This is a genomic window from Shewanella sp. SG44-2 (assembly GCF_014164215.1).
In the GTDB taxonomy this organism is placed as follows: Bacteria; Pseudomonadota; Gammaproteobacteria; order Enterobacterales; family Shewanellaceae; genus Shewanella; species Shewanella frigidimarina.
Genome location: NZ_JACJEU010000005.1, coordinates 152,444 through 175,859 on the forward strand (window position 1 = coordinate 152,444; position 23,416 = coordinate 175,859).

Below are 23,416 nucleotides of genomic sequence, written 5' to 3' on the forward strand. Positions count from 1 at the left end.
CAAGCGATAATCAAATGAAGATAAAACCAATGTAGAGCTTATCAATACAGCTACTGAGATATTGCTATTGAGAACTGTGATGCCTAGTCTCAATCCTTGAGGTTGTTTATTGTGTTGCTACGGATACCGCTTCACATCAATCTTTAGTCAATTCACCATAGCTGGTACTATTTTATTGTTATAAAAATACTTTCTAACGAAATAAAGCTCATGCGTAAATGACTATCTATGTCTATATGTACGTAAAGGCTATCGACCTAAGTCCAATATACTTGAAACTTTTCTAATATATCAATTTCTTTATCAGTTATTGATAAACTGCCAATCCCTACGATGAAAAATTGTAAATGAATAAACAAAAAAATAGCCCACAAAAATGCGGGCTATTCTTATTCGGTGGTTGAAATAAAACCACATATAACAAATCTTACAATCTGCTATGCAGCTTTTACATCCTCTTCTTCTGAATGTCTGATCAGATAATCAAATGCACCCAGTGATGCTGTTGCGCCGCTGCCCATAGCGATAATAATTTGCTTAAACGGGGTATTGGTTACATCACCTGCGGCGAATACCCCTGGAATTGAGGTTTGACCACGCTCATCGACAATAATCTCGCCACGAGGTGTCATATCAACCACACCTTTTAACCATTCAGTATTGGGCACTAAACCAATTTGCACAAAGATACCGGCTAAGGTAACGGTATTGCTTTCACCTGTTGCACGATCGGTGTAGATCAAACTGGTTACGCGGGTACCATCACCTTTTACTTCTGTGGTCATCGCTTGGGTAATAATCGTGATGTTACCCATTGATTTAGCTTTGCGCTGTAGCACTTCATCGGCACGTAACTTACTGTCAAACTCAAGTACGGTGACGTGTTCAACGATATTGGCTAAATCGATAGCCGCTTCAATTCCTGAGTTGCCACCACCGATAACCGCAACACGCTTACCTTTAAACAATGGTCCGTCACAGTGTGGACAATACGCTACACCTTTATTACGGTATTCTTGCTCACCTGGGACGTTCATTTCTCTCCAACGTGCACCCGTTGCCAAGATTATCGTTTTACTGCTTAGGGTTGCGCCACTTTCTAGGGTCACATCAAACAGGCCATTTTTAGCTAAACTCAACGCACGTTGGTTTTGCATAATGTCGACGTCATAATCTTTAACGTGGTCTTCAAGGTTAGCAACTAGTTTAGGACCTTCAGTTTTAGACACTGAAATAAAGTTCTCAATACCTACTGTTTCGGCGACTTGTCCGCCAAATTTATCGGCAACAATACCGGTGTTTAAGCCTTTACGAGCAGAATAAATTGCCGCGGCTGCACCTGCCGGGCCGCCGCCAACCACTAACATATCAAAAACTGATTTTTGGTTTAATTGTTTGGCTTGTCTGCCCGCAGCATTTTTATCTAATTTATTCAGTACTTCAACAACGCTAATGGCACCGACAGAGAAGGCTTCGCCGTTTAAAAATACTGATGGAACTGACATGATATTGCGATCGCTGACTTCCTGTTGAAAAAGCGCACCGTCAATCATCACGTTAGTAATATTTGGGTTAATTGCCGCCATCATATTAAGTGCTTGGATCACTTCTGGACAGGTTTGGCAACTTAACGAAATATAGGTTTCAAAATGGAATTCACCAGGTAGCTGACGGATTTGTTCAATGATATCCGCATCCAACTTAATCGGATGTCCGCCGCTGTGTAATAACGCCAACACCAGTGAGGTAAATTCATGGCCCATTGGCAATCCAGCAAAGGTTATGTTGGTTGCAGCTTGTGGGTTAATCACACTCATGCTTGGTGTGCGCTTGCCTTGCTGATACGTGACTGAAACTAAGTCTGATGAGTCAACAATGTCTTGGGCTAGGCTGGTTAATTCTTTGCCTTTGTTTGAGTCATCTGCAGATACGACAAGTTCAACTGGGCGCTTGAGGTTTTGCAGATAGGTTTTCAGTTGATTTTTTACATTCGCATCTAACATAACAACTCCTAAAAAATGGGCAATAATCGATGAGTTTAAAAGTGCTAGTCAGTGCCGGGGGAACACCGACTAGCTGGAGATGATATTACTAACCTAAGGGTGAACTTAGCGGTTAGATTTTACCGACTAGGTCAATTGAAGGAGCTAATGTTTCTTCACCAGGCTGCCATTTAGCTGGACATACTTCGCCATCGTGAGTTGCAACATATTGTGCAGCTTGAATCTTACGAACTAGTTCAGAAGCGCTGCGGCCAATACCTAGGTCATGAATTTCAGCTACTTTAACTTGGCCTTCAGGGTTGATAACGAAAGTACCACGTAGGGCTAAACCGTCTTCTTCAATCATCACACCAAAGTTGCGAGTGATTGCGCCAGTTGGGTCACCTATCATTGGGTAAGTAATTTTACCGATTGTGTCTGAACTTGAATGCCAAGCTTTGTGAGTAAAGTGAGTGTCAGTTGATACTGAGTAAACTTCAACGCCCATTGCCTGTAGCTTCTCGTAATGGTCAGCCATGTCGCCTAATTCAGTTGGACATACGAAAGTAAAATCAGCTGGGTAGAAAAATACTACTGCCCACTTGCCTAATAAATCTTGCTCTGTAACTTCAACGAAAGCACCATTGTGGAATGCTGTTGCTTTGAAAGGTTTGATAGTGCTATTGATGATAGATTGTGTCATGTCATGCTCCATTGGAATTAAGATTTACGTTAACCCGATACCATGTGGTGTCGGTGATGATGAACATGTGCTCGTCATCTGGTGTGAATCATAATAGCGATGGAGATGAATTAAGTATAACGGATAAAAACTATCACCTTAATCGATTTTTCATATTGAACTTAATGTTAATCGATAAAACAGAACGTCGTAATGATCAACGTTCTATTATCAAGGTGAGTTATTCCCAAATACCAAAACGAGTTAATACGCGGCTGATGTTGGTATCGAGCTTTTGCGATAATGCTTGTAAGGCTTGCTTATTGTTCGCGGCGGCAAACCCAGTATGACCATTAGTGGCATATACAACCCAATTACCACCGCCAGTTAAACAAGCATAAACATGGGTAAAATGGCTATAAAGAGTGTCACGCAGTTGGGTGTCACGGCTATGCTCTTTCCAACAATTAAGCACTAAAAAACCATCCGTTTTTAAAAGTTGCTTTGCTTGACCAATAAACAGCGTTGATAGCTGTTGCTTATCGACACCTTTGTTACTGTATATATCGGCAAAAACGACATCGACTTTTTTGTGTTCTGCATTGGCCAAAAAGACATTGGCATCTTGATGAACTAAGTTCAATTTTTTACCCAGTGGCAATTGAAAAAATCGTTTGGCTACCTCAATTACCCTTTCTCGTAACTCTACTGCAGTAATTTTAATCGCGGCATCAACATGCCGAAGCGAGTGGACTAATGCTCCGCCGCCTAAGCCTAAAATAATCACACTTTTAGGTTGAGTAAATAATAATACCGCAAGCATTGCCTGAACATAAGTATGCTGCGGCACATGTGGTTGGGCTTTATCCATTTTGCTTTGCTCGTCGTTATCTCCAAAAGATAACACTCTAAAATCACCATCATCGAGCACACAAAAATCACCAACACTATCACTGTCGACATGCAATACTTTATAATCGGACATACTTCACTCTGTTGGCTGGCTTGCAATCATTATTATGCAAGCAATAAAACCGCATTGTACCTCAGAATGAAGTACCAAGTCTGAGCCTTATTAGCCAATTTATTACTGATGATAGAATTTATTGGCCTTCATTATTCGACAGGGAATTTACATGCTTAACCAGTTGCTGATGTGTATTGTGTATTTAGCGGTATTTTTGTTTGCTCAGCGCCAAGTGAGTAAATGGATTAGGCAACAAGCTGAGAAAAAACAGGTTAACGAAGTGCGCAGTCGCTTAGTGACTCGGCTTATTTCTTACTTTATGTTTTTTGTCACAATCTCAATCATGGCGATATCGCTCGGTTTAGGCTATCAAGAGGTATCGTTATTTGTCTCTTCGGCGTTTGCCGTTTTAGGCGTGGCATTATTTGCCCAGTGGTCAATCCTCAGTAACATTACCGCTGGGGTACTAATATTTTTTGCTTTTCCGTATCGCATTGGCGACAGAATTAGAATTGTTGAAAAAGACGAAGATATGTCTGGGGTGATTGTAGAAATAGCATTATTTCACATTTTAATTAAACGCGAGTCCGGTGACGTGATGACTTACCCTAACAGCCTGCTATTACAAAAAGGGGTTATAAAACTGCCAAATGAAATGCCAGCAAAGAAAGTACAGCCGATAAAACGTGTGATACCTAAACGTAAATAACCGTTATTTCCCGCATATTCAGACACAAAAAAGGCGCATTTAGCGCCTTTTTGATTGTATCTTACATAGCTAGTTTAACACTCTGTGAAAAAATGCCACAGCTTGTAAGTACATTTGCAAAGCCAAAGCAGCATCATAACGCTCGCCTTCATCACGCATAAAGGCATGCTGTGCATTGACCTCTTGCCAAGTAAAGTTTGCATTTACCTGTTCAAGCTTTTGGTAAATAAGCTTTCGCCCTTCTTTACTAACATGCGGGTCTTGCTTACCAAACACCATCACTAACTCGCCTTTTATATCGCCAGTTCGACTCAGTGAGTCATTACCTTCTTGGCAAGGTAATGTGTTTGAATGAATGTCGGTTGGGTATAAACAAAAAGCACCGCTGATGTCTGGATTAAGTGCGGTGCGGTAAGCTAAGTGACCACCGATACAAACGCCCATAGCTCCGACTTTGTCGTTGCAAAATGACTGTGCCCGTGCAAAGTCAACTAACGCACAAGTGTCACTATCATGATGTTCCAAAGGCTTGGCCCACTTGTCTGCATTACCTTTATCTTTACCGGCTTCGTCATACGCCAACACGGTTCCGATAGGATTTAGCTCATGGAACACTTCTGGTACTAATACAACAAAACCATGACCGGCTAAGATTGCTGCTGAGCGAGCAATAGGCGCGGTTTGCTGAAATATTTCTGAGTAGAAAATAATGGTCGCAAATTGGCCTTTAGTGTCTGGACGATAAAGCGTGGTACGCATTAAGCCCGTAGCCGTTTTAATGTCGTGGATTTCTGTTGTTGTAATCATAATGTTCCATTTATTGTGCTCTGCGCCTAATCTTTATCAGGCTGGACAGAATGTGATTATAGTTTATAAACTCGTAAGTATTTAGGTTAACCCATTCGAATTAAAACAGCTCATTATTACAAGTTTGCCCAGTGGTCAACTGCGTCACATTAGTTAATGTTGTTGAGGCTATCGCATTTAATGCTTCTTCAGTTAAAAAGGCTTGGTGACCAGTAAAAATCACATTATGACAAGCAGACAAGCGACGGAAGATATCATCTTGAATAATCTCATTTGATTTATCTTCGAAAAATAATCCTTTTTCATTTTCGTATACATCTAGCCCTAACGAGCCAATTTGGCCATCTTTTAACGCTTCCATAGCATCAAATGCATCAAGTAATCCGCCGCGGCTGGTATTTATCACCATTACGCCTTGCTTCATTTGGCTAAAACTGACCTTGTTGAGTAAATGATGGTTATCTTTGGTCAACGGGCAATGCAAACTAATGATATCGCATTGTGGGTATAAGGTATTTAAATCGACATATTCAACACCTAAGTCGATTACCGCTTGGTTTGGATAAGGATCGTGGGCGATCACTTTACAGCCAAAGCCGAGCAAAATTTTAATGGTCGCCAAACCAATTTTACCAGTACCAATCACCCCAACGGTTTTGCCAAACATGTTAAAACCGACAAGACCCGATAAAGCAAAATTGGCGTCACGAGTACGTTGGTAAGCTTTATGAATTTTACGATTTAAGGTCAACATTAAGGCCACCGAATGCTCGGCAACTGACTCAGGTGAATATGCTGGTACATTAACGACTTTCATACCGAGTCGCTCGGCAGCGATTAAATCAACATTATTGAAACCGGCACAACGCATGGCAATAATTTTTGTACCGCCTTTTGCCAACTCAACTAACACTTCTTCACATAAAGAGTCGTTGACGAACGCACACACAACTTCATAGCCTTCTGCTAATTTTACGTTTTGCATGCAAAGTCGGTAATCAAAGAATTCAATATCAACCTTAAAGGTTTCGTTAATACTATTGAAATGGCGGATGTCGTAAGGCTTTGCGCTAAAAAATCCAATTCTCATAAGGCTCCAAATGCGTTAATGGCGCTATCGCGATCGTTTACAACGATTTACCGCAATAGTCGCGCTCAAAACAGAAGTTAATTGTATGTGAATTAACAGTTATTGTCGTCAATATCACACGGGATAAAGATGAAATTGTGATCCAGGCTAGGCCTTGTGAATAGCAACAACAATAATCACTCTACTGTATAGTTTGCTTATAATGCCAATAAAAAAAACAACTTATTGACGTTATAAACATCATCCATATCTTAACCATATCAACATGGATTCAGCCAAGTTATCTGGAGCCGCATTCACTATTCCTGTGATACCGCCAAAAGCTAAAATAACGAGTGTAGATTGCATTCTTACATCAACATATTCTCTTCTCACGATCCGCGAATACTCAAGAGAGAATTAACCTCTTAAGCTATACAAAAATTGCAAGAACACATGGCAAAGAATATCTATTTACGGCGTTAACTTAATAAATTGAATAATCACTATTGAGAATGAGAAGAATTGCTGTACCCATCACTGTTTTCACGAGTTAACATTGCTAGTGTTATCGCAATGTTAATCTAACAACGAAACTATGAATCAGAAAAAAAACTTGCCAGTATCAGACCGTCGATTTTGGATTGAACGGATAAGCAAAACTGCACTCAGAGCACTACATATTATTGGTGTAGTCGGCAGTGGTGGTGGCATAATATTTAATCTTGAGTTATCTCTATGGTTGAATTATTGGCTTGTTGCAATCATATCCGGTGTATTACTAATGAGTTGGGAAATCATTAGAGATTGGCGCTGGCTGATACAACTCAAAGGAGTGTTAACCCTACTAAAAGTGATATTGCTAGGTTTTTTTATTCAAATAAGTCAGTGTCATTCTGAATTAGTCATCTTTATTATTTTATTATCTGTTATTGTATCTCACGGACCTGCTGGATTACGCCATTACTCGGTAGTTCATCGAAAAGTGATTCAGAGCAAAAAAGAAATAAAAGGCTAATACGCCACAACAGATGACTTTAAGGACATGGGATGTTCCCTTACCCAGATCAATATCGCGTTGCTATGCCGCCAATGACTACCGCTTTGATGGTAGTTTGGGCGTTGATGACTCATGCCATTTTTACTGATGCCAGTCCATTTTCACTTTATCCATTGTTAGCGCTATTTCCGACAGTTATTGGTGCGCATCTATATTTAATTTGGCAAGCAAAAGGCATGAGCCGTCTTGATCAATGCTTTTATGCGTTGGTACATATCCCACTCGCATTTGTAGTGTGGACATTCACCATCATGCACGTCAACGGTAATGCATTCTCTTAAATCGTTATTTTAGTCTCCCAGCAATACCATTCTATACTTGCACATCATAAGCCCTAGCGGTATCTTTGCCGCGAATTGACTCACGAGAGCAACTATGGCTGATTTCATTTACACCCCACCTACCACCCCTTGGTTAGATATTGTGTATCAAGACAAGGATATTCTGGTCGCAAACAAGCCCTCTGGACTACTATCGGTTCCAGGAAGAGAAGCTATTTACCATGACAGTATTTATTCTCGAGTTTTAGCTGAACATCCAAATGCACAAATTGTACACCGATTAGACATGGCAACCTCTGGAGTCATTGTCGTCGCACTACGGCGCAGTGCTGAACGAGAATTAAAACGTCAATTTCGTGATAGAGAAACAGCCAAAACCTATTTTGCTCGAGTGGCTGGTCATATGAAATCCAATATCTCGAAAGTCGATTTACCACTAATTTGTGATTGGCCTAATAGACCCAAACAAAAAGTCGACCACACAGTTGGTAAACCTTCGGTGACGTTAGTTGAAGTCGTGAGCTATGGTGCTAAGTCTACATTAGTCAAACTCACTCCTATTACTGGACGCTCACATCAGCTTCGAGTTCATATGATGGCATTAGGCCACCCGATTCTGGGCGATGGATTTTATGCCGATCCTTTAGCAAAAAGCTTATCACCTAGATTACTCCTTCATGCCGCGGCATTATCGATAACTCATCCCTACTCTCAGCAAGTAATGCATTTTGAGTCCCCCGTCACGTTCATGACTCCAACGGCTGATCAATAACAAAATTAAACATTGTTAATAACCATGCTAATTTTAGTAGCTATTATGCAATGAAAGTCGTAGATTTATGGCCAATTAATGGTTTATTAGGCTTTATACCGTGGATAGCTCATTTCAACGTGATGAATTAGACAATCATATTCTCACCGCACTTATGCAAGACGCCAGAACACCTTTTGCGGAACTGGCAAAACGTTTTAATGTCAGTGCTGGGACGATTCATGTTCGCGTTGAAAAAATGAAACAAGCTGGCATTATTACTGGTGCGCAAATTACCGTAAACCCCAAAGCGCTCGGTTATGATGTTTGCTGTTTTATCGGTATCAACTTGAAGAGTGCTGGCGATTATCCCGCTGCTATTGCCAAGCTAAATGAATTAGAAGAAGTAGTGGAAGCGTATTACACCACCGGAAATTACTCGGTATTTGTAAAGGTAATGTGCCAATCTATCGATGGATTGCAGCATGTGCTGATTAATCGTATTCAATCTATTGATGAAATCCAGTCTACTGAAACACTTATTAGCCTACAAAATCCCATCGTAAGATTAGTAAAGCCATAGACCATCGAGGGCTAAGTAGCCCTCAAGCCCCCGAGTTAACTTCAGAACTGTCAACTCCCACTAATAAATAGCACGACGTCAATCACAAACCAGCACATACTTATTAACAATTGATTGCCATTTTTTTAAGTTACAGTGTTACTTTTGTTAAATCTTTGTGCTACAAATGCTATTGATGCGCCATAGAGTGCAGCAAAAAACCGAAAATATTATAAACACCACCACTTAATATTCATCGTGTTACAGCGATATCCCTCTCTAATTGAGTGGTGTCTAAAAACAAGGAAGAAGTTGTGAAGACAAAATTAGCCCTAGCCATTTCGGCAGCACTAATATCAAGTGCTACTTATGCAAATACTCAATATAGCTCTAACCATGCAGGCATTGAACTGCTTTCAGCTGACCATCATAAAAAACCTGCGATAAAAATTAACGATGTCAAAGCTCCTCAGCGTTATATCATTGAACTAGAATCACCTGCTGTTGCAAAATATCAAGGTGGTATTTCAACTTATGCCTCTACCGCTGTTAAAGATAAAAATAGCAAATTAGATATTCAATCAGCTCCAGTTAAGAGTTATGCGTCTCATCTTAAGGCCGAGCAAGCTGCATTTACAAAAGCCCTTTCAAAGGCGGCTTCAAATGCTAAAGTTGAACGTCAATTTACAACATTATTTAACGGTGTCACGATTGTTGGCCAAGGGTTAACTGTTGAACAAATAATGGCTATTCCAGGAGTTATCTCTGTATATCCTGAAGTAATGTACGAAACAAACATGGATGCTTCACATGAAATAATCAACAGTGAAGCTATGTGGAATGCTGTAGATGGCATGGAAAACGCTGGTAAAGGTATCCGAGTTGCCATTATTGATGGTGGTATTCGTCCTGAAAACCCAATGTTCTCAGGAGAAGGTTTTGAAGCGCCAACAGGTATGATGCCAACAGATGACTACTGTTCAACGGTTGATAGTTCATTTTGTAACGACAAACTGATTGTTGCACGTTGGTCGCAACCTACATCCCAAGTCTGTCCAGATGAATACATGAGCCCACTAGGATTTGGTGGTCATGGTACTCACGTTGCTGGTACAGCTGTTGGTAACAAAGTAGAAACAACATTCCAAGGTGTTGACGTTACATTATCAGGCGTTGCTCCAGCTGCATATTTAATGGCTTACAAAGCACTTTATTCTAAAGCTGACTGTACTGGTGGTAGTGGTTCAAACATCATGTTAATGGAAGCATTAGAGCATGCTGTTAATGATGGCGCTGACGTCATTAACAATTCATGGGGTGGTGGCGCTGGCGCTGATCCTTCAAGTAGCCCATACAAAACGATGTTTGAAGCTGCCGAAGCTGCAGGCATTGTAGTGGTAAGTGCTGCGGGTAATGATGGTAATGCAGCAAAAACAGTAGGTTGCCCTGGTTGTATTGAGTCTGGTATCACAGTGGCTAACAGCACTACAGGCCGTTACTTCGCTAACAGCTTCAATACTGGTGGTGATGATTTATTAGCGATTCCAGGTTCTGATACTGAAATTGATATGGACATCACCGGAACTGTTATTTCAGCACTCAATATTGATGCCGAAAACTTTGAAGGTTGTAAACCATTCGCTGCAGATTCATTTAAAGATGGTATAGCACTGATTTCACGTGGTACTTGTAACTTTAGCAATAAAGTAACTAACGCTGAAGCTGCTGGCGCAACTGCCGTTGTTGTTTATAACAACCGTGCTGGTGCACCAATCACCATGTCAGTGCCGGGTATTACCTTCCCTTCAGTTATGATCGGCGAAGATGACGGCATGGCGATTTTAGATTCTATGGGTGATACAGCTACTCAAGGTACTATTGGCGCTGACATTAAACGTATCATGGCCAGTGGTCTTGCAGATTCTATCAATGAGTCTAGCTCTCGTGGTCCAAATGGTAATGAAAATATTCTCAAGCCAGACCTAGCTGCTCCAGGCACCAACATTTTATCGGCTTTCTCACCTGATGATGGTGGAGAAGACTTTAATATGATTTCTGGTACTAGTATGGCTAGTCCACATGTTGCCGGTGCTGCAGCGCTTTTAAGTCAGCTACATCCTACATGGTCAGCAACTGATATTAAGACCGCGCTAACATCTACATCTAAAATTGATGGCATCCTAGATGACGACTCATCAACACCAGCAACGCCTTTTGCTATGGGTGCAGGTCGTATGGATTTAGATGCTGCAGCAAAAGCAGTGTTAACATTTGATAAGCCTTCTATAGCTGCAGACTCATGTGTTGGTATCTGTACCTTTACTCGTACGGTTTACAACAAGAGTGATGAAAAATCATCTTGGGCACTTTCTGCAAGTTCTGGTACTGCAGGCCTAATGATTTCACCTTCAACACTTGAACTTGAAGCAGGTGCATCAGCAACCTTCACAGTCACTGTTGATTCAACATTTAGTGAATACGGTGACTGGATTTTCGGTAATGTCATGATTACTAGTACTGAAGGAAAGCAAAATGCTCACCTTCCATTGGCTGTACTCGCTAAAGAATCAAGCGATTCATCATTAATTTCAGCTTTTACAACTGACACTGATATTTCTGTTGCAGATCCTTTCACAATAAAATCTGTTGTGAATAACACTATGTTTGAAAACACGGTAACTCTGACGGCTACGACTCCTAAAGGCACTAAGCTTACCTCAAAAGATGATGTATCTGTGGTCCTGAACGGCGCTTCGCAAAATGGACTATCTGTTGATGAAAACACGGGGGTTATCACTTGGGTTGGTTCAATGGATTTACCTGAAATGGTCACGACTAGTGGCACTGGTGCATATCCAAATATTACCGCTCTTGGCTTAAGTCAAACACCTGCTTGTTTAGACGGTTGTGATGAAAATACACTTGTATATGGTGTTCCAGCTTATAAATACAATGGCCAAACTTATACCTCAATTTCGATCTCTCCTAATGGTATTGTGATTCCAGGTAGTAGTTCAGCCGCAGGTACTTATGCAAATAAAGAGCTGCCAGATGGCTCAAATCCTAATAATATTGTTGCACCTTTCTGGTCTGACTTTGATTTAAGCGATGGCTCTGGCGATGTTACTGATACTGGTGGTGGAGCACTCTCTCTTGGTGTCGTGAACACTGGAACAGATTCATTCTTAGTTGTTGAATGGAATGATGCACAGCTTTGGGGAGATCCATCAGGTGATCAGTATAGCTTTAGTGTGTGGTTCAAAACTGGCGATACTGAAGAAGTCACATTCAATTATTACGATATTCCTGGTATGCCAGCTAACGTAACGATTGGCGCTGAAAACATCGGTGGTAACATAGGTACAACTCATTACTTTAACGGTGTAGGCACATCTGTTACAGATGATGATTGGGTAGAAGTTAAATCAACTACAGCAGGTAGTGTTGAACTTGCTTATAAAGCAATGGTTACTGAGTTTAGCTTCGGCCAAGCTGACGCTCCTTCACTTGATGAAGATACTTCTATGGAAGGTAATGTATTAGATAATGATACTAAGCCAGACCAAAAAGTAGCTCGTACTCAAGTAACGGGTGATGGCATGACGGCTAAGGCTCAACGCTTAATCGATGTGTCTCCAGTTGGGAAATTAGACACTGTTGTTCTTGTTGATGAAGTGACTAATGGCGAACTGACGTTAGCAGCAGATGGTGCATTTACTTATACACCAACTGCAGACTTCACTGGCACCGATACATTCTCTTATACATCAACTGATGAAGAAGGGAATTTGAGTACGCCTACACAAGTTGTTATTACTGTTAATAACGTTAATGATGCCCCAACGGTTGCGCCTTCAGGAATGAATAGCGCTGGTGGATTCGTAGTAACAGCAAAAGCAAATGGTAAAGACATTGATGGTGATGCTTTAACTTATAATTGGGTTCAAACTGGTGGTAAGAGTGTTAGCTTTACTAACGGTGGTCCATCAATTCTGTTTACTGCTCCAGTTGGTGATGACACCTTCACTTTCACAGTAACCGCATCTGACGGTGAGCTGACAAGTGCACCGGGTACAGCAACCATTAATGTCACCGAAGAAGTAGAGCAATCTTCTGGTGGTTCTATGGGTTGGTTAACTGCACTATTACTTCCATTAGCTGCATTACGTCGTCGTAAGCACTCATAATAGTAATCATTAATTTGGCATTGCCAAATTAATATAAGAAAAAACCAGCTGTTATCAGCTGGTTTTTTTATGGGATAAAAATATGAAACTAGGTAGCGTTAGTTATTCATTTTCATCCGATTCATCAGCATGAGCAGAAGCTTCAAACTGCTCTACATTCGCCAATTTCCCAAACCAGAAATCTGAACTCACCATCTTAAACTGACGAGATAAACCTTCACTTGATACTAATTCTAGCTTCCACAATATCCCTAAGGCTTCTGGAAATTGCGTACCGGTAATTTGGTCTTCATATAATCGATGTAAGAGCGCATCGGGAGATAGCCCAGATGCGAGAAGACGTACCATTGATGCATGTAATGACTCATCAAAAATAGTTAGCTCTGCTGCGTCAGCTGCTGTGACATTAACCATAAACTCAACACCGGTAGGCTCGGCAAAAACACCATTAAATGCTTCTCTCAATAAGGCATAAGCGCTAAAAAAACCTTCATGGAGCAAGCAATCAGAATATTCTTCCCACATTCTGTCACCGATCATGTCATTACTTAATTGATCAATTTTCCCTTCAGTCAATTCACTGAATAAATGCGTCAAGACGATTTTAGCGGCTTCATTGGCCTCTAAATCATTTAGAGACATCATGCACATTTCTCTAAGTTCAGTAGCCTCCATTCCTTCTAGGCCATCATCTAAGCCCATAATAGCCATCAACTGAAGGTAGTCTTCATTTGACCAAGCATTCGGGATCTTATTGATTTTACGAAAAGAACCAATTTGAACATTAAATTGTGCTTGCATGGAAACTCCTTCTTATAAGCGTCAAAAGTGACGAAGACAGGTCAAACTAATACCCAACATGTACAATCGCAATACTGTATACGTGCAAAAACAAACCATGTCGTATCGATAGAGAACTAAATAAATATAAAGACATGATTCATAATGCTTTATTAAAAATAATAATATATTAACAATTATATTAAACTTTGTTTATATGATATAAATTTAGCTCATAAATGAAACAAATCACATTTTATCTTGAATAGTAATAGAATTAGACATGACTAAGAAAATCTATAATGATTCACGCCTTTTATTTCGCCCCTAACTCTACATGTTAACTTTATTAGTAAAATCACTACGCCCCCTCATGATCAGTTATCCATGCTAACAAGCTGACTGACTATCCAAGAAGCTTCACATTTTAAAAGCATGGACACAAAAAATAGGTTTTATCAGTACCACCACGACACTCATAACTGCCGACATAGTTTGTGGTAAACACTACAGTCCTAACTTTCCTCTTAACTTATTTAAAGCGATAACCGTTTGCCTGATAGTTGGCCTCAACTTGGAATAATAAATGATATCTCACAATCCGTTGCTCCACTAAGCAGTGTTGTATCAAGATTCAATAAGCTCGCTATAGAAGCGCCTATACGGCTTGTCAGCAAAACAAAGGCGTGATCTGTATCAATTATAAGTAAAACCCTCGATACATTATTGTGAGAAATTAATTCTCAACAATACAGTAACCAACATCACACATTATAACTTTACCTAAACAAATCAATTAATTAAAAACAAAAAATAACTGGCACATTACATGCTCTTACTTTAATGCTTACATTTTCAAACAAGAAAATGAATAAACAGGTTAATAGGTAAATATTCACCTCGTTTAAAAATCATTAATATTAAGGGGACGATAATGAGTACAGACACTAAAACAAATCTATCAAGACGCCACTTTTTAAAAGCAACCAGTATTACTACCGCAACAGCTGGATTAGCTTTATCCGGCTTTGCTTCTGCCAAAACAGAGTCAAGCTGCACGTCATTACCAGATAAATGGGATGAGACCTATGATGTCGTTGTTGTCGGTAGTGGATTTGCAGGTTTATCTGCCGCCATCGAAGCTAAAAATGCTAAATCATCAGTTGTGGTACTTGAAAAAATGCCTGTTCCTGGTGGCAACTCAACCATCAATGGTGGCGGTATGGCCGTCGTCGGCAGTGATATTCAAAAAGCCAATGGTGTAACAGACTCTGTTGATGCAATGCTTGCTGATATGTATAAAGCGGGTCTTGGTCTTAACTACCCTAAACAAGCACGTATGGTTGCCGAACAATCTAACGATGCATTTGAATGGTGCCGAGATTATCTTGGTGTGAAATTCAAAGAAAAACTCGCACAATTCGGCGGGCACTCAATCCCAAGAACACATACCACTTATAACCAATCTGGTTCAGGTATCGTGCACCCAATGTTAGAAAAAGCAAAAGAACTAGGTATCCCACTCAAAAAGAAAGTCTTCGTAAAACGCCTAATAAGCAATAAAGAAGGCAGAATTGTAGGACTTGAGGTGATCACTAAATTCAAGCCTGGTAAAGAAAACTCTACTGCAACACATTTCATCAAAGCCAATAAAGGCGTTGTAATGGCATCTGGTGGCTTTGCTGCCGACGTGGTGTATCGCTCATCACAAGATCCTAGATTAACAGAAGAGCTTGCAACAACAAATCACATGGGAGCCACTTCTGAATGTTTAAAAGAAATGATCCGTGTTGGCGCAAATCCAGTGCAACTTTCATGGGTCCAGCTAGGACCATGGGCTTCACCAGATGAAAAAGGCTTTGGGCTTGCTCCTATTTTCGCTGCTTACTCAGCCTTTACTCACGGGGTAATGGTTAATCCTGAAACTAGTGAACGTTTTGTTGACGAACTTGCTGACCGTAAAGTGCGTGCCGATGCCATTATCAAAACAGGTAATGTTGCCGTTGCGATTTGTGATGCAAAAGGAGTCAAAGCTTCTATGCATGTTATGCCTAAGCTACTTGACCGAAAAGTAGTACATACCTTTGACACCATTCAAGCTCTAGCTGCTCACTATAATATGTCGGCTAAAACGCTAGAGGCACAAATACAACGTTATAACAGCTATGTTTTAGCAAAAAATGACCCTGAGTTTAATAAACCGTTCTCAATGAATCAGCAACCAATTGTCGAAGCACCTTTCTATGCTGTTCGTTTATGGCCTAAAGCACATCACACAATGGGCGGTGTTGAAATCGATACAGAAGCAAGAGTCATCAACATTGCCACACGAGAAACCATTCCAGGATTGTTTGCATGTGGTGAATCTACTGGGGGGACACATGGTGCTTGTCGCCTAGGTACTGTAGCCATTCCCGACTGCATCGTGTTTGGCCGTATTGCCGGTAAAAATGTAGCAAAAGCATAACAACTATAACGACTGGGCAAAATGCCCAGTCGACAAATATTGATGAACTTATGAAAGAGAAAAATCATTATGAATAAATTATATTCACGTAAACCATTAGTAACAGCTGTCGCCATTGCAATACCGCTTATGCTTAGCACTGCCTCAGTTAATTCGGCCGAATTTGATATCGCAGACACTAAAGTGACTGTCGGTGGTTACGCCAAACTAATGGTAAATTACGATACTGACGGTACGATAACGGCCCCATTTAATGGCGATCTTTATAGTGTTTATACCACTCCAATTGATGGCTCTGCCAACGCAGAAAAATCGGATTTACACATGACGGCAAGAGAAAGCCGCGTATTCATTAAAACCGCATCAGAAAATAAATATGGCACATTAAAGACTTATGTTGAAGGAGACTTTTTTGCCGACATCGATAGTGATGGTCCAACTTGGTCTAATAGTAACGGCTTCAGGATCCGCCATGCATATGGTGAGATGACCATGGGTAAACACGTGGTTCTAGCGGGGCAAACATGGTCTAACTTCATGGATTTTGCAGGCATCATGCCATCGATGGATTTCGCCACCGATCCTGGAACCACGTTTGTCCGCCAGCCTCAAGTTCGCTACCAATACAATATAGGTAAAGGTCAATACACTTCGATCAGTCTTGAAAACCCAACGCTTGGACTAACAGCCGCAGGCCCTTATACCCTAGTGAATAACGGTTCAAGTGAAGATGTCATGCCAGATATTATTGCCAAGTACTTTTACGCTAATAGTAGAGTTACTTTTTCACCAAGAGTCGTGATCCGTCGATTTGAACTAGAAGGTGATGATGCTTTTGGTTATGGCCTAGCATTAAACACTAGCCTTAAATTTGGAGACGGTCATAAGGCAGTTCTCGGCTTAATGTACGGTGATGGTATTGGTCGTTATGCTGGTCTAGGTTTTAATGCCGGTGCCGGTATCAATGCTGATGGGGAAACAGATACCTTAGAATACAGCAGCATTACTGGCGGAGTCGTTTTTGCGCTTCAACAAAATATGCGATTAGCCATTGGTGCAGGTTATTCAGAACAAGACGAGAAAGGCCTTGAAGACGGTATTCTTACTGAATATGCCAATAAAACAGCCTTCTCTTGGCACACAAACCTATTTTGGAACATTACACCGGATATTGAATGGGCAGTAGGCGTCACCATGGGTGATGTCGAAAACATGGCCGAAAAAGAAGGTGATATGACACGCTTTCAAACTTATGTGAAATATACCTTCTAACAAACCAATATTGCAGCGGTGACAGTAAAAACCGCTGCGTGTACTCTGACTGGATGAACATTATGGACAAAAAACTGATATTAACGTTACTTACTGTACTCACGCTTTTTTTTACACACTATGCAAACGCTAAAACAATGAAATCCCACCACAAAAATGCGGGATTGAACTGTGCAGATTGTCACATCAGCAAACCTTTTGAAGCTGCACCAATGGAACAGTGTTTAACGTGCCACGAATTACCGCAAAAAAAACAAGACTATCATGGTGCCCCCGATAAACATGACTCACCTCATTACGGCGTAGAACTTGAGTGTGAGAACTGTCATGCAGAACACGAAACATCAGAAAACTTTTGTAATAACTGCCATGAGTTTGAATTTAACGTACCTTAAATAATTAACATGTCTATAATTTTTTAATTATAAACAAGTCACTACAAATAACGCCTTAGACATATTTAAGGCGTCGCCCCTCTTTTTAGTCAGTAACAATTAAGATACTTTTTTAAATCATATAAGTAAGAAGACCCTCACTGAAATGCAACATTAGTGATGTTACGCTCCCTACAACAGTTAAATAAATGGATGTAGATGAAAACGTCACAATTGGATCTTCGAGAACTTTTAGCATTTAAACCTCATGGCGGCACAATGAGTTTTCTTGACCAAAGGGCATACCTTACGGACATGGTATCTCACGGTATGCTTAGAAAAGAGTTACTCAAGACCATAGGGGAAGAAGCTACACGAACGATAATAACTCGTTCTGGGTTTATAAGAGGTTGGCTATTAGCAGAACAAATAAAACGAAAAATGCCTGAAGTATGGTCAGAAGCGCGTCAGGGAAAATTAGGCCCAATGATTTGCTCTATGTTTGGTTTTGGCGAAGTACTTACGAGTCAGCGCACCGATGGACTGTCAGGCTCACCACTGGTTGAAACTTACTTTATTGGTTCATATGAAGCCGATCAGGAACTTCGCTTAAATGGACAATCTACTGATGTCGCTTGTTGGGAGCAAGTGGGGTTCGCAAGCGGTTATGTTTCAAATGTACAACAACGCACAGTTTATTTTATTGAGCCAGAATGCCAAGCAAAAGGCGACTGTCACTGCCGCCTAGTCGGAAATTATATCGATCAATGGGGTGATGAAGCCTTACCCCTTCTGCAATATTATAATGGGATCAACAACGACAACATTAAATCCGAAGTACAAGACATATTAAAAATTGAAGAGTATTTTCCTCGAGACTCTAATATCAATTTAAGCGCTAAAAACAATTTTTCCCACAGTAGTTACCCCATCAGCAATAGCCATCCGATGCAAAAACTCATCGAAATGGCCATTAACGTGGCTAAGGTGCCCACATCAATTTTAGTCACAGGTGAAAGTGGCGTAGGTAAGGAGAAATTAGTTGATTTTATTCATCGCCACTCCGATAGAAATAATAAACCCTTACTGGCAATAAATTGCGGTGCACTAACTGAATCTCTGTTAGATAGTGAACTATTTGGCCATGTAAAAGGCGCGTTTACAGGGGCTGAAAATAACAAAATGGGATTGATCGAAAGTGCCAACGGTGGAACACTATTCCTCGATGAAGTCGGCGAACTTTCTCCTTCGATGCAAACTAAACTACTGCGAGTGATTCAAGAAAAACAAATCCGTCGAGTAGGTGACAACAATATAAAAGATGTTGATGTTCGAATCATATCGGCAACCAATAAAGATTTAGAAGCAGCGGTTGAAGCCGGTGATTTCCGTCAAGACCTTTACTACCGACTCAATGTTATCGAACTCAAAATCCCTCCACTAAGGAATCGAGGAGAAGATATTTTACCCTTAGCGCGCTGTTTTCTGTCCGATTTCAATGAAAAACTGGGTAGAAAAATCACTGGTTTTAACTACAAAACAGCAGATTTATTACTCAACTACGACTGGCCAGGCAATATTCGTCAACTCGCCAATACGATTGAACGGGCGGTAGTGTTAAGTCCTGGGCCACAGATTATGCCTGAAGACTTACCAGAAGAATTTCATCAAAATATCACTAAACCATCGATAAATAATGGTATTAAACCACTTAATACCATTGAAAAAGACTATATAGTCTCGGTATTAGAAACCCTAAATAATAACAAAGCACTCACAGCCAAAAAACTCGGAATGAGCCTCGCGACCCTATATCGAAAGTTGAAAGAATATGATGAACTTCAAAATTTCGATTAACATAAATCATTTAGTAAACTATTAAAAGACAGCGATATAATCTAAATCTACGTAACAAAGAGATAAAGATAGACTACCATCACGATGTTTTATTCACCGAGCAATCATTGTACGACGGACATGAATCAAGCAATGAATACACTGGACATTAAGTTTGTTTGAATAACAAATAGATTAAGAGTTTTGTCATCTTGATGAGCTAAGAAGTTTCAGGTGCTATCGAGTCGACGTCGGGAAGGCTCAACATTGGTACCATGTTACAAACCAGTCCAACAAACACGGCTACAAATAAGTCCATCTGATAGAAATAATAAAATCAATCAATCGCAGATATAAAAAAGCCCCGTTCAATTAAGAACGGGGCTTTCAAATGATGGTACCTGAGGTCGGACTCGAACCGACACGCCGTGAAGCAGGGGATTTTGAATCCCCCATGTATACCAATTTCATCACTCAGGCAAAGACTTAGCAGCTATTTTCGCTTTGCAAAGTAATCTGATAAATCCAAATATCTTTGCAAAACAACACTCGTAATTTAACCCTAACTGCGAGCACTCAATTTAAAACTAACTAAACAGTAATTACTGCAACAATCATTGTCACAATTAAGTGCTGGCGATTATACCGTTGCATTTCATAATGGCAAGCCCTTTACCTATTCTTTTCTATAAAAAACACTCAACTGCTCAAAAGTCATTCATCCCCCCTCAATTGAGAAGGATAGTAGTTTTTTGTGAGCTAATTGGCAATTTTACACTAAGTTAACATCATGACGGCTGAAGATTGATCAAGATCAGTATAACGACGTTATTTTGACTTTATGATGATCGTGTCTTCACATTCTAAAGGATAAATATCATGGCATTTTGGTTAGATTTAATGTTTGGTAACGCGATAGGATTACTTTCTATGACTGTAATTTTTTGCACCTTTGGAATAATGTCTTATCTAATGTGGATGTTTATTGTGAAGTCTGCACCTACTAAGTGAGTCTCTTAATAGGCTAAGTTTTTTACTGCTTATTATTCATATTCAATATGGATACTTCCTTGTGAATGATACATTGGCGACAAAACACATGATGCGTTTTTATGCCAGAATGGGGGCCGTAAATGCCCCCATCTTTTTTATTCATTTACTTATTCATCTGCAGCACGATTTTCCGCGCTATTAGCTATTACACCGCATGCTTACGCGATTGAATCAATCCATTAATAAAATGTGGTCGCGTTTTAATCAAATGACTCATTTCTTCTGCACTGGGTTCACCTGCAGGTAAACGTAGTACATCACGATTTAAATAATTACGGGCCTGCATCGAAATTTTGTATTCAGCCGTTGGCCCTTGAATCGCATAGTGACGCTCGTTACCAAGCATTTCAAGTATACTGGTGTTAACTAAATTTTTAACCGCTAATTCATTTTGTGGCAAGGTTAAAATTGTTTGTCCTTGTAAAAAGAATTCCCGTAGCAAGGCTCTTTCAGCAGGGTCCAGCAGTTTCACTTTTGCGTCAATGGTTTCTACGGTACGTTTTTGACGTAAATATACGATTGCTTCATCGACGATAAAGGCAAAAATCTGACTTAAAAAATATGCAACCCCCATAATCAACCCTAAGCCAATAAACTGACCATATTGATGTACGAGTTGGTCTAATGATAAAAACGCCAATAAATCTTTAGGCGCAAACAATAAACTTGCACATGCTACGATAAGCCATGACATAGAACTTACGAACAAACGCTTACTATTCAATAACTTTATTGAACCTACTTTAATTTTCATCATAGCTTACCCGCAGTGTCAGATTTTTGAGCTTACTAAGACAAAGCAAAATATATGCCAGAAAAATTAATTGATTAGCTGATATTTATTTATTTTTTCATCACTATATATTGCCTATCAGGCTATGCTTGAACCAAAGGTATGAGACCCGAACTAACACCAGCGAAATACATTGTAGAATCAATACTCTCATAAGTAGATTCTCCCTATTAATAAATCACAATGAAGAAACTATGCTGATATCCATAAGACAGTTATTACAAAGTCCTATAGCTCGAAAATTAACGCTTTCGATCGTGATCTTTAGCTCTTTAATTACGCTAGTGACGACGGCTTATCAGCTAGTAAGTGATTATCAAAATGATGTAAGTAGAATTGATCGCGTTTTTTCGAATATAGAAGCGGTAAATTTAGAAGTGCTGGCAGCCAGCTTATGGGTAATAGATGAACACTTGATCGACACGCAACTCCGTGGTTTGAGTCAATTACCTGACATAAACTATATTTCTATCCGTGATGACAGTAATCAAGAATGGCATTTTGGTGAATATAAGAACACGGCTGTTATTGAGAAACAATATCCATTAATTTATACCAATAATGAAAACATTCCTGTTGGTACGCTCATCGTACAAGCCGATCTAAATGTCATTTATGATCGTTTGTATAATAAAGCAATACTGATTTTATTATCCAACGCGATTAAAACCTTCTTGGTAGCAGGTTTTATCTTGTTTCTAGTGTGGTTCAATGTGACAAAGCACCTTCGTCATTTAAGTAAATATTGTGATGATATTAACTTAGACCACAACTTTACTCCCTTGGATTTTAATCGAAAGCCGCAACATGATGAATTCAGTTTAGTAGCAGATGCGGTTAATACTATGCAACGGCAAATCAGAGGCTCTTATCAAGCATTGCGCCAATCAAAAGTCGATCTGCAGCATGCTCTTGAAGATCGCGATCGTTTACTGTTGTTAGAACGCAGCTATAAAGATGAGCTCGCGCGCCAAGTTAAAGAACAAACCAAAGAACTTGAACAATCACTGCAAATGTTGAAACGAACTCAACAAGTGCTTATAGAAAAAGAAAAAATGGCTGCATTAGGTGGCTTAGTTTCTGGCGTAGCCCATGAAATTAATACCCCTATTGGTATTTGCTTAACGGCTGCCAGCTCGCAATTGTCTCATATAGAAGAGTTGATCAAATTGATCCATAGCGATGATGCCACTTTAGAACAAATAAATGAAATTTTAGAGCAATATCAACAAAGCAGTCAGTTAATCGTCAGTAATATCACTCGTGCGAGTTATTTGATCCAACAATTTAAATCTATTGCCGCGGAACAAAGTCATGAGAAAAACACAGTCTTTAATTTGAGCCATCTATTACGCGATATTACTGATTCATCTTTAATGATATTTTCGCCTTTAGACGTGGAAATAACCACAAACTTGGATGAAAAATTACAACTTAATAGCAATGCCAGTTTATTAAGCCAGGCTATCACTAACGTGGTATCAAATGCATTTTTACATGCATTTAAAGATGTTACTCAAGCAAAGATCCACATTAATGTCGTTACTGAGCCAGAGAGTATTCATATAGAAATTCAAAATAATGGCGCGGTTATTCCTAATGACATCGTCGAACATATTTTCGAACCCTTCTTCACTACAGCTCGTCATAAAGGAGGAGTAGGTTTAGGGCTCGCGGCAGCGTTTAACGCAGTGGCTCAGCTTAAAGGCAATATCAGTTATGTACCTATTTCACCACTTGGTGGGCCCATGTTCGTGATTAGCGTACCGAGATGACCAACAGCT

The 23,416-nt window shown here is 40.0% G+C and carries 19 protein-coding genes and 1 tRNA gene; 12 read left to right on the top strand and 8 right to left on the bottom strand.

The genetic code is table 11. From position 1 onward, the window contains the following. Positions 1–437: 437 nt before the first annotated feature. From ahpF to H5181_RS05710, 3 genes are all read right to left on the bottom strand, one after another. The gene (gene ahpF / locus H5181_RS05700; protein ID WP_182750476.1) at positions 438–2,003 is read right to left on the bottom strand and encodes an alkyl hydroperoxide reductase subunit F; all 1,566 of its coding nucleotides are present in this window, start codon (positions 2,001–2,003) and stop codon (positions 438–440) included. A 112-nt stretch (positions 2,004–2,115) separates the two neighbouring features. Then, positions 2,116–2,685: an alkyl hydroperoxide reductase subunit C gene (gene ahpC / locus H5181_RS05705; protein WP_011636010.1), complete on the bottom strand. Its 570-nt coding sequence runs from the start codon at positions 2,683–2,685 to the stop codon at positions 2,116–2,118. Positions 2,686–2,905: 220 nt separating this feature from the next. Continuing rightward, the gene (locus tag H5181_RS05710) at positions 2,906–3,649 is read right to left on the bottom strand and encodes a spermidine synthase (RefSeq protein WP_011636009.1); all 744 of its coding nucleotides are present in this window, start codon (positions 3,647–3,649) and stop codon (positions 2,906–2,908) included. Positions 3,650–3,800: 151 nt separating this feature from the next. On the opposite strand from H5181_RS05710, the gene H5181_RS05715 reads away from it, so the two are divergent. Then, on the top strand, positions 3,801–4,340 hold the full coding sequence (locus tag H5181_RS05715) for a mechanosensitive ion channel family protein (RefSeq protein WP_102036968.1): 540 nt from the start codon (positions 3,801–3,803) through the stop codon (positions 4,338–4,340). Between the two features lie 69 nt (positions 4,341–4,409). Here H5181_RS05715 and H5181_RS05720 read toward each other — a convergent pair whose 3' ends face one another. Together H5181_RS05720 and H5181_RS05725 are read right to left on the bottom strand one after the other, a co-directional pair. After that, positions 4,410–5,147, bottom strand: coding sequence for a dienelactone hydrolase family protein (locus H5181_RS05720; protein WP_011636007.1), 738 nt, complete (start codon positions 5,145–5,147; stop codon positions 4,410–4,412). A gap of 100 nt (positions 5,148–5,247) precedes the next feature. Next, on the bottom strand, positions 5,248–6,237 hold the full coding sequence (locus H5181_RS05725) for a 2-hydroxyacid dehydrogenase (protein WP_011636006.1): 990 nt from the start codon (positions 6,235–6,237) through the stop codon (positions 5,248–5,250). A 577-nt stretch (positions 6,238–6,814) separates the two neighbouring features. On the opposite strand from H5181_RS05725, the gene H5181_RS05730 reads away from it, so the two are divergent. From H5181_RS05730 to H5181_RS05750, 5 genes are all read left to right on the top strand, one after another. Then, on the top strand, positions 6,815–7,234 hold the full coding sequence (locus H5181_RS05730; RefSeq protein WP_011636005.1) for a hypothetical protein: 420 nt from the start codon (positions 6,815–6,817) through the stop codon (positions 7,232–7,234). Between the two features lie 32 nt (positions 7,235–7,266). Beyond that, positions 7,267–7,557 carry a hypothetical protein gene (locus H5181_RS05735; RefSeq protein ID WP_011636004.1) on the top strand — a complete coding sequence of 97 codons (291 nt, stop codon included), beginning with the start codon at positions 7,267–7,269 and terminating at the stop codon, positions 7,555–7,557. Positions 7,558–7,651: 94 nt separating this feature from the next. Continuing rightward, positions 7,652–8,329: a bifunctional tRNA pseudouridine(32) synthase/23S rRNA pseudouridine(746) synthase RluA gene (gene rluA, locus H5181_RS05740; RefSeq protein WP_011636003.1), complete on the top strand. Its 678-nt coding sequence runs from the start codon at positions 7,652–7,654 to the stop codon at positions 8,327–8,329. A gap of 100 nt (positions 8,330–8,429) precedes the next feature. After that, positions 8,430–8,891 carry a transcriptional regulator AsnC gene (gene asnC, locus H5181_RS05745; protein ID WP_182750477.1) on the top strand — a complete coding sequence of 154 codons (462 nt, stop codon included), beginning with the start codon at positions 8,430–8,432 and terminating at the stop codon, positions 8,889–8,891. A 293-nt stretch (positions 8,892–9,184) separates the two neighbouring features. Further along, complete coding sequence (locus H5181_RS05750; RefSeq protein WP_182750478.1) at positions 9,185–13,057, top strand: S8 family serine peptidase; 3,873 nt, start codon at positions 9,185–9,187, stop codon at positions 13,055–13,057. A 102-nt stretch (positions 13,058–13,159) separates the two neighbouring features. Here H5181_RS05750 and H5181_RS05755 read toward each other — a convergent pair whose 3' ends face one another. Then, entirely contained in the window at positions 13,160–13,858 is a 699-nt protein-coding gene (locus H5181_RS05755; protein ID WP_011636000.1) for a hypothetical protein, read from the bottom strand. A 913-nt stretch (positions 13,859–14,771) separates the two neighbouring features. On the opposite strand from H5181_RS05755, the gene H5181_RS05760 reads away from it, so the two are divergent. The 4 genes from H5181_RS05760 to H5181_RS05775 all read left to right on the top strand — a co-directional run bounded on the left by H5181_RS05760 (position 14,772) and on the right by H5181_RS05775 (position 19,807). Beyond that, positions 14,772–16,304, top strand: coding sequence for a flavocytochrome c (locus H5181_RS05760; RefSeq protein ID WP_102037321.1), 1,533 nt, complete (start codon positions 14,772–14,774; stop codon positions 16,302–16,304). 69 nt (positions 16,305–16,373) lie between these two features. Then, positions 16,374–17,576 carry a DcaP family trimeric outer membrane transporter gene (locus H5181_RS05765; protein WP_182750479.1) on the top strand — a complete coding sequence of 401 codons (1,203 nt, stop codon included), beginning with the start codon at positions 16,374–16,376 and terminating at the stop codon, positions 17,574–17,576. A gap of 137 nt (positions 17,577–17,713) precedes the next feature. Further along, a complete protein-coding gene (locus H5181_RS05770) occupies positions 17,714–17,971 on the top strand; it encodes a cytochrome c3 family protein (RefSeq protein ID WP_165871062.1) in 258 nt (85 codons plus the stop codon). A gap of 198 nt (positions 17,972–18,169) precedes the next feature. After that, the gene (locus H5181_RS05775) at positions 18,170–19,807 is read left to right on the top strand and encodes a sigma-54-dependent Fis family transcriptional regulator (protein ID WP_182750481.1); all 1,638 of its coding nucleotides are present in this window, start codon (positions 18,170–18,172) and stop codon (positions 19,805–19,807) included. Between the two features lie 374 nt (positions 19,808–20,181). Here the strand turns inward: H5181_RS05775 and H5181_RS05780 are convergent. Then, positions 20,182–20,266, bottom strand: a tRNA-Leu gene (locus H5181_RS05780). A 399-nt stretch (positions 20,267–20,665) separates the two neighbouring features. Between H5181_RS05780 and H5181_RS05785 the strand changes: the two genes are divergently transcribed. Further along, positions 20,666–20,797 (top strand): DUF3149 domain-containing protein, encoded by a 132-nt coding sequence (locus H5181_RS05785; protein ID WP_011635995.1) that lies wholly within the window; start codon positions 20,666–20,668, stop codon positions 20,795–20,797. A 187-nt stretch (positions 20,798–20,984) separates the two neighbouring features. On the opposite strand, the gene H5181_RS05790 is transcribed toward H5181_RS05785, so the two are convergent. Then, positions 20,985–21,596: a superinfection exclusion B family protein gene (locus H5181_RS05790; RefSeq protein ID WP_059747553.1), complete on the bottom strand. Its 612-nt coding sequence runs from the start codon at positions 21,594–21,596 to the stop codon at positions 20,985–20,987. A gap of 230 nt (positions 21,597–21,826) precedes the next feature. Here H5181_RS05790 and H5181_RS05795 point away from each other — a divergent pair, with 230 nt between their 5' ends. Then, the gene (locus H5181_RS05795; RefSeq protein WP_182750482.1) at positions 21,827–23,407 is read left to right on the top strand and encodes an ATP-binding protein; all 1,581 of its coding nucleotides are present in this window, start codon (positions 21,827–21,829) and stop codon (positions 23,405–23,407) included. Positions 23,408–23,416: the final 9 nt, after the last annotated feature.

Coding starts and splice junctions, on each gene's coding strand:
- ahpF (WP_182750476.1), bottom strand. CDS start 2,003: ATGTTAGATGCGAATGTAAAAAATCAACTGAAAACCTATCTGCAAAAC.
- ahpC (WP_011636010.1), bottom strand. CDS start 2,685: ATGACACAATCTATCATCAATAGCACTATCAAACCTTTCAAAGCAACA.
- H5181_RS05710 (WP_011636009.1), bottom strand. CDS start 3,649: ATGTCCGATTATAAAGTATTGCATGTCGACAGTGATAGTGTTGGTGAT.
- H5181_RS05715 (WP_102036968.1), top strand. CDS start 3,801: ATGCTTAACCAGTTGCTGATGTGTATTGTGTATTTAGCGGTATTTTTG.
- H5181_RS05720 (WP_011636007.1), bottom strand. CDS start 5,147: ATGATTACAACAACAGAAATCCACGACATTAAAACGGCTACGGGCTTA.
- H5181_RS05725 (WP_011636006.1), bottom strand. CDS start 6,237: ATGAGAATTGGATTTTTTAGCGCAAAGCCTTACGACATCCGCCATTTC.
- H5181_RS05730 (WP_011636005.1), top strand. CDS start 6,815: ATGAATCAGAAAAAAAACTTGCCAGTATCAGACCGTCGATTTTGGATT.
- H5181_RS05735 (WP_011636004.1), top strand. CDS start 7,267: ATGTTCCCTTACCCAGATCAATATCGCGTTGCTATGCCGCCAATGACT.
- rluA (WP_011636003.1), top strand. CDS start 7,652: ATGGCTGATTTCATTTACACCCCACCTACCACCCCTTGGTTAGATATT.
- H5181_RS05755 (WP_011636000.1), bottom strand. CDS start 13,858: ATGCAAGCACAATTTAATGTTCAAATTGGTTCTTTTCGTAAAATCAAT.
- H5181_RS05760 (WP_102037321.1), top strand. CDS start 14,772: ATGAGTACAGACACTAAAACAAATCTATCAAGACGCCACTTTTTAAAA.
- H5181_RS05765 (WP_182750479.1), top strand. CDS start 16,374: ATGAATAAATTATATTCACGTAAACCATTAGTAACAGCTGTCGCCATT.
- H5181_RS05770 (WP_165871062.1), top strand. CDS start 17,714: ATGAAATCCCACCACAAAAATGCGGGATTGAACTGTGCAGATTGTCAC.
- H5181_RS05775 (WP_182750481.1), top strand. CDS start 18,170: ATGAAAACGTCACAATTGGATCTTCGAGAACTTTTAGCATTTAAACCT.
- H5181_RS05785 (WP_011635995.1), top strand. CDS start 20,666: ATGGCATTTTGGTTAGATTTAATGTTTGGTAACGCGATAGGATTACTT.
- H5181_RS05790 (WP_059747553.1), bottom strand. CDS start 21,596: ATGATGAAAATTAAAGTAGGTTCAATAAAGTTATTGAATAGTAAGCGT.
- H5181_RS05795 (WP_182750482.1), top strand. CDS start 21,827: ATGCTGATATCCATAAGACAGTTATTACAAAGTCCTATAGCTCGAAAA.